This window comes from Gilliamella sp. B2828 (assembly GCF_026537125.1).
GTDB lineage: Bacteria > Pseudomonadota > Gammaproteobacteria > Enterobacterales > Orbaceae > Gilliamella.
Window position 1 is genome coordinate 43047 of record NZ_JAFNMU010000014.1, and the last position, 6712, is coordinate 49758.

The following is a 6712-nucleotide window of genomic DNA, read 5'->3' on the forward strand; positions in this document are numbered from 1 at the left end:
GGTTGAATACTTTAACCGAAGCAAAGTCGGTGTATCTACTGCGTGAGGAAAATATAAGGCATGGGTTTTAGGGATTCGAACCGCATACGATTGATACTGGTTATCATCACTTTTATCTACGACCATTTCCACATAATCGCCATTTTTAAAACTAATATGGGTTAATTTGCCTTCGACAAATTTACGCCCGACATAGCAACTGAATTTTTTGCCTTCTAAGGTAATGCTACCCACTGACAGCGTGGTCAATAACGCGGCCGCCACGCCAAACGCCCCGGTAATTAGCGCCCCTATCATGGCGATTAAACCGACATTATTATCCGAGCCTAGCTCTTTTGGGTTATCAATAATTTGTAGCTGGCTGACCGTGCCTTTTAAAATACGATACCGTTTAGCCATACTGTTACTGTTCCGTGTGATTTAATTTGGGTGGTGGATTATCAATATCTGGCGTAAAACCCCGTTCATCAATCACCTCGACCCAATCCGGTATAATGGGCGTACGGCAGTAATAAGTGGCTTTAGCGTCTCGTATTTTGATTCGTTCAAATTCGGGGGTTTGCGGATCGTCATACAGTTCAGGATCGCCCGAGCGATTTAATTTTTTAAAACGCTCATGTTCAGCTGACGTATCATGAGACCAAGGTTTGGGGTAGCCTAATGTGGCAAAAATGCGATTACCGATAAAAGAGTAACGACCACCGATTAATAAAAAAATGATAGTTGTAAAAACAAAAAACCAGAAAAAAATGGTCAAAGTGACTAAAGTAAAATTGAAAAAAAAGTCTTCATTTAAATCAGTTAAAAGCAATATTAAGAAAATTAAATAAGGAATTAAACACAATACACCAGATATTATAGATGAATACTTTAACCCAAGCAAAGTTGGCATACTTACTGAACGAGGAAAATATAAAGCATGAGTTTTCGGGATTCTGACCGCATAAGATTGATACTGGTTATTATCATCGCTTTTATCCACGACCATTTCCACATAATCACCATTATTAAATCTAATATGAATTAATTTGCCTTCGACAAATTTACGCCCCACATAGCAACTGAATTTTTTGCCTTCTAAGGTAATGCTGCCCACTGACAGCGTGGTCAATAACGCGGCCGCCACGCCAAACGCCCCGGTAATCAGCGCCCCTATCATGGCGATTAAGCCGACATTATTATCCGAACCTAGCTCTTTTGGGTCATCAATGATTTGTAGTTGGCTGACTGTGCCTTTTAAAATACTATACCGTTTAACCATACTGTTACTGTTCCGTGTGATTTAATTTGGGTGGTGGATTATCCATATCAGGCGTAAAACCCCGTTCATCAATCACGTCGACCCCATCTGGTAAGATTGGCGTTCGGCAGTAATAAGTAGCATTACGATCATATATTTTGATTCGTTCAAATTCGGGAGTTTGCGGATCGTCATACAGCTCAGGATTATTAGAGCGATTTAATTTTTTAAAACGAAAATGTTCTTTGGAACAATCATGTAGCAAAGGTTTAGGGTAGCCTAAAGTTGAAAAAATACGATTACTAACAAAAGTGTGAGAACCGCCTAAAAGTATAAAAAAAATCATAAATATTATAAAAAACATTATGATGCCAGAAATGATAACACTAATATACGAAGAAAGAAAAATTTCCTCATCCAAATAAATATAGAGCAAAAAAGATAAAATTATAAATATAAATAAGAAAAAAGCCCCAACACCTATTGCTAAATATTTCAATAAAAGCAAAGTAGTCATCCCTACTGATCGAGGAAAATATAAAGCATGAGTTTTAGGGATTCTTACAGCATATGATTGATAAAAGTTATCATCAATTTTATCCACGACCATTTCCACATAGTCTCCATTTTTAAAGCCAATATGGGTTAATTTTCCTTCTACAAATTTACGCCCCACGTAACAACAAAATCCTTTTCCTTTTAATGTGATATTACCTGCAGTAAATACATTAAGTAAAACACCTACTAATCCAAATACTCCTACAATTAACACTCCAATTATGGCAATTAAGCCGATATTATCAGAGCGTAACTCTTTTGGGTCATCAAAGATTTGTAGTTGGCTAACCGTTCCTTTTAATACATCATAACGTTTAGACATGTAAAAAACCCCTTTTATGTAAATCTTGTTCTATTAGTGCTAATGCTTCATCAACATCAATACCGTTGCTGTTGTCTTTATTGGCTTGATTGTTATTGTTTTGTGACTCATCGTCAATATTAAACATATCCTTTAATACATCATCTTGATAAGCTGAGCTTTGTTGTTCAGGCGTTTGATAAATTTTGAATTTATTATGTGGCATTAAATATTTATCGGTGCGCAGTGCACAGCGTTTTAACCAGGTTTCAAAATTATCATCTGTAAAAGCATCATATATCATTTCAACTCCGAAAAATAGAATAACCAAGAGGCCTGAAAACCTGGTCAAAACTAACCGAATTCCTGCCATAGATGAAATATTTGCTTTTCCAACACCCTTACCTACCATTTTTAACATCCAAAATGTTGTTCGAGTAGTTAAAAATGTTCGACACCAAGCGAAATGATATGATAATCCTATAATGCTGGTTGAAATTCCCATTGATAATAATAAAATAGATTTTGTACCTGATAACAAATTTAACAGAATGGTATTATATTGGTTACTGTTAAAGCTAAATTCATTGAAAGTATCAAAAAGTATAATAAAAGATGAAATCGCTCCTAATACTCCTGATAAAGTTTTACCTAAACTAAAAAATACATTTTGCATTCCTTTATACACAGCGGTGATCATTGCCATAAGTTCAACCGAGGTCGCCGCTAAGGCAAAACCGGCTGATGTTTTTAAGCTGAGATAATGTTCGTCTTGTTCCAGATTAGGATTGGTTTTACTGATCGAATTAAAGTTATACAGTTCGAGCATGGCAACTACAGCCGACATGCGCATTGATTTAAGTGATCTTGATAGGTTTTTTGATATCTCTGGGTCGGCATCGCTCGCTTTAAAAATAAAATCAAACACTTTGTTGGCTTTATCTTGTGACAGCGTATGATTAAACAAAATATTAAGACGCCTGTCCAAGCTAACGATAGCGTCATTTAATAATGTTCGGGCTTTGTTCACCGCCATTCGGGTGGCAAGCTTCCAACGTGGATAATACAGGGGTACAGTTGCTGTGCCAAAATTAGGCCCAGGGTCTAAATTAATCAATCCGGCAATGAGTTGATATTCTAAATGTAAATAAGTTAGCGCCGTCGTTTTTAAAACCCCAGCTGTGGTTAATGATAAGGCTTTATATATTACCGTACTGGCATGGTATAACGAGTTAGCAATGTGGTTAAAAATTGGCTGCAGTAAGTTAGTTGCTTTGAGTGTGATTGTTTCAGTTAAAGTAAGACTTTTAATTTTAAGCTTTATCGGAAATCCCATTAATTTGAAAGAAAATAAACTTTCTTTTATCTGATTATTAGGATCATTTCTCTCTAATTCTTCTAATGTCAAAAGAAGATCCTGCAAATTTTTAAATTTCAAAGCTATTTTATTAAAAGGTAGATCATCTAACTTTGGTATCAATTTTTCAATTGACTCTTCAACAATGGATTTGTTTTCTGGCTTTGCGGCTTCGTCCAAGACTTGGTTGATCATGCTGTGCATATCATCATTATGATAAGCAAACATTCGCCATAACATGCCGTTGACGTTGTCATTGATCGTTTTGGCATAATCTAAATTTGTAAAGGCGTCTAAAAAAGCTTTACCCTGTTCACATAATTCTAGCCCTTGAGTCACATTAGTAATGGTAAATAAAAATATTATGCCTTCGATATTTACTTTTCTAAGTTCTTCTAAATCGTCTGGCATGATTTCATTATGCTTAAGCGATTCTTGAAGCACCCTTTCAAATGTTTGTTTATGCTCTTTAATTTTAGGATGAAAGTCTTCGTCCAACTCATAGAGTTGATTGCCGTCAAGATCATGGTAGACGGTGGAATAAAAATTGCTATCTTTAATCCAAGTAATCAGCTGTTTTGAACGGCTTTGGTATTTTTTGTCGACTAATTCGAGTAACTCTTTTTGCCTGTCTTCAAAGGGTTTAGTATTGACTAATTCATCGTATTTTTTTAAAAATTTTTGAGTATCGATTTCGCGTTTTGCTTTCAACGCCAATTCTTGGCTGTAAAAATCTTTAAGGATGTCTTTATACTCTTGGACTAGCTGAGGTTGAAGTTTTTCTTTAACGTATAGTGCCTCACCTAGGGTAATGGTATGATGTTGTTCTTTAAGAACATATTTCATATAAGGGGATATATCTGGATTTGGGGAGGTTTTAGACATTAAAAAAATATTTTTAAATTTATTATAGTATGAATAACTCCCTGGTTTACCATAGAGTTCTTCACATATTAACGCATGCAGTCCATTACCAGTATTGGACATGGGTTTATCAGGATTGTCATCAATTTTGCCTGATTTCATAATTTTTTGTACATAAAAATTATCTTCAGGTGGAAAAGAATAATCATCGGAAAATTTTTTTAACGCTGCTAAATGTTTTCCGTGTTCAATACAGGCTAAGGCTTCATATTCTAGTCGGCGTTCTTGTTGAAATTGTAAAACCCTGACATAAGCGTCGTTATAATAACCATTGAGTTCGGTTGTAATGCCAATCGGATCTTCAATAGCAATAATCATGGGTTTTTTGCTTGGGCTATATTTAGCTAGCGTTTTGGCTAAGTGTTCGCTTGAATCCGATGTTAATCGCCCCCACGGTTCACACGTGCTGTTTTTATCCAATAGTGTTTTGTCAAATTGGTATTGTTTGTCACGACTTTGGCTAAACGTGTCAGGAAATGTTACCCATTTTTGACCCTGTTTATTATCTTTACTGAAAATAAGCTGTCGATTTTCATCATAAGGTAGTTGTTCTCTGTCCACGTTAGGATCAAAGTCTACTATACTTTGAATATTGCTTAGGTTAGCCGTGGTTGCACTTTCGGCGTTACCTTCCCATTGTGAAATGTCAATCATTTGCATGCGTTGTTCGGGATTGTTTTCGTATTTTTGGATGGTGTTATCCGACCATTTGTATTCACTAAAAGCAAAATAGACTTTGGTTAAGTGTTCAGGATAAGCTAAAGTGATAAACGCATCATGACATGGATTGGATTTTACTTCAGGACAATGATAATCCGAATTTTGTTCTGAGTCAGCAATCGGTTGAGCGTCATAATGTGAAGATTGTTTAATAATATGTCCTTTACTATCAATCGAATAGATTTGCCATTTGCTACCCAGTTTGTCGGGTATGTAAAGGTATAAAAAACCTTCACGTAATGTTCTTACATGATACTGATAGCCTTCTGATAAGGGTAAATTGATTACATTTGATGAGTTTGCCCAATGGGGTTGGGTACTTTTTAAGTATTTGGGCACAACAGTGTATCTAACCGGTAATATTGCAATCCCCTGTGTTTGGCATCCACAATTTGATGTTGTTTTTGGATCTGTCATGCTTTCTCTTCCTTATTTTTTAAGGCTAGTGCTTGCCAATCTTGAGGACTTAAATTGTGTAATTTTTTTAATATTGGATAATATTCACTTACCGTTGATAAATTTTCAATTTTTTCATAAAGATGTGAAGAAACATCAAAATCCTTCCCAAATTTTAGCGCTAATTTTGCCCACTCCAAATGAAAGTCTTTATCCTCAATTTTTTTTGCCTTTAAACGGAGCAGACAAGGCATAATGGTTTGTAGATTTTCAATTTCATCTGTCTTTTTTTGTGGATGGGTTAATTTGTCTGCTTGGATAAGCATGTTATTCATTCCAATACATTGCAATTGTTGATACTGTTTATGGGTAATAAAAAGTTCATCGCTAAAATTTGAACCCATCTTCCCCTCATTTTGGTGAATGATTAATTCACCCTGGCGATTTAATACTGCCCACATCTCTATGATGCCGAATAACCGGCTTTTTTGAGCAGGATTGAGTAGATGTAACAACTGAAAAAACACAGCTGGATCGTAATAACGTAACAATATTTTGTTATTTCGTTGCAAGGTCATGTTACTTAGTTGTTGTATAATGGATTTTGTTTTTTCTGAACTAAATAACCAAGCGCAATATTGTTGGCCTTGACCCGATGCAATAGACTGAGGAGTTAATTGTTTTAATGCTTTATCTACCATATACGTTAATACGGCGTGTTCATATTTATCCGTCAAATCAAGTTCAATTAACCATGGATACCTTTTGGGTAAAACGGATGGATGGCGGATTGGAATTGGATATAAACGAATGCGAAATTGATAGTACTTCATAAACGATTCGTTAATCGGGTTTAAAAAGGGATCGAGTATCACTAAGCAACGATTTTTATAATCCCGTGAACCATCGATCAATTGCTTTGCAATATTCATTGCTTGTGCAGATATTAATGTTAAATCAATCGGCGTTTGTCCACACTTTAGCATTTTTATCACATCCCTTTGTTTTAATTAGTCCAGATTGAAACAACCGTTTTGATCTTTCACTTGTTGCCTTTGTGTCACTTGGCAATCGACAGAATCACTTAACTCAGTTGAGTGATTCATGCTATTTGGTGACATTTTTTGCATCGCATTACATTTAAGATAAACATTCTCTGGCGAGCCAAGCTCGATCCCCGCCTCGCTGATTTTGATGTACGAGCCTCCACAAATAA

The 6712-nt window shown here is 35.6% G+C and carries 6 protein-coding genes; all 6 read right to left on the reverse strand.

The window, feature by feature from the left end; all coding sequences use genetic code 11:
• A partial coding sequence (locus J3U19_RS10540; RefSeq protein ID WP_267346259.1) for a hypothetical protein occupies positions 1–399 on the reverse strand: 399 nt, incomplete at its 3' end.
• Positions 400–403: 4 nt separating this feature from the next.
• Positions 404–1261 (reverse strand): putative type VI secretion system effector, encoded by an 858-nt coding sequence (locus J3U19_RS10545; RefSeq protein WP_267346260.1) that lies wholly within the window; start codon positions 1259–1261, stop codon positions 404–406.
• Positions 1262–1265: 4 nt separating this feature from the next.
• A complete protein-coding gene (locus J3U19_RS10550; RefSeq protein WP_267346261.1) occupies positions 1266–2120 on the reverse strand; it encodes a hypothetical protein in 855 nt (284 codons plus the stop codon).
• The gene (locus tag J3U19_RS10555) at positions 2113–5517 is read right to left on the reverse strand and encodes a T6SS effector BTH_I2691 family protein (RefSeq protein WP_267346263.1); all 3405 of its coding nucleotides are present in this window, start codon (positions 5515–5517) and stop codon (positions 2113–2115) included. Before J3U19_RS10555 ends, J3U19_RS10550 begins: the two co-directional genes overlap by 8 nt.
• A complete protein-coding gene (locus tag J3U19_RS10560) occupies positions 5514–6482 on the reverse strand; it encodes a DUF4123 domain-containing protein (RefSeq protein WP_267346264.1) in 969 nt (322 codons plus the stop codon). The genes J3U19_RS10555 and J3U19_RS10560 overlap by 4 nt, the downstream gene beginning before the upstream one ends.
• A gap of 24 nt (positions 6483–6506) precedes the next feature.
• Positions 6507–6712, reverse strand: a 206-nt coding sequence (locus tag J3U19_RS10565; RefSeq protein ID WP_267346265.1) for a hypothetical protein, incomplete at its 5' end; no start/stop codon positions are given.

Coding starts and splice junctions, on each gene's coding strand:
- J3U19_RS10555 (WP_267346263.1), bottom strand. CDS start 5,517: ATGACAGATCCAAAAACAACATCAAATTGTGGATGCCAAACACAGGGG.
- J3U19_RS10560 (WP_267346264.1), bottom strand. CDS start 6,482: ATGCTAAAGTGTGGACAAACGCCGATTGATTTAACATTAATATCTGCA.
- J3U19_RS10550 (WP_267346261.1), bottom strand. CDS start 2,120: ATGTCTAAACGTTATGATGTATTAAAAGGAACGGTTAGCCAACTACAA.
- J3U19_RS10545 (WP_267346260.1), bottom strand. CDS start 1,261: ATGGTTAAACGGTATAGTATTTTAAAAGGCACAGTCAGCCAACTACAA.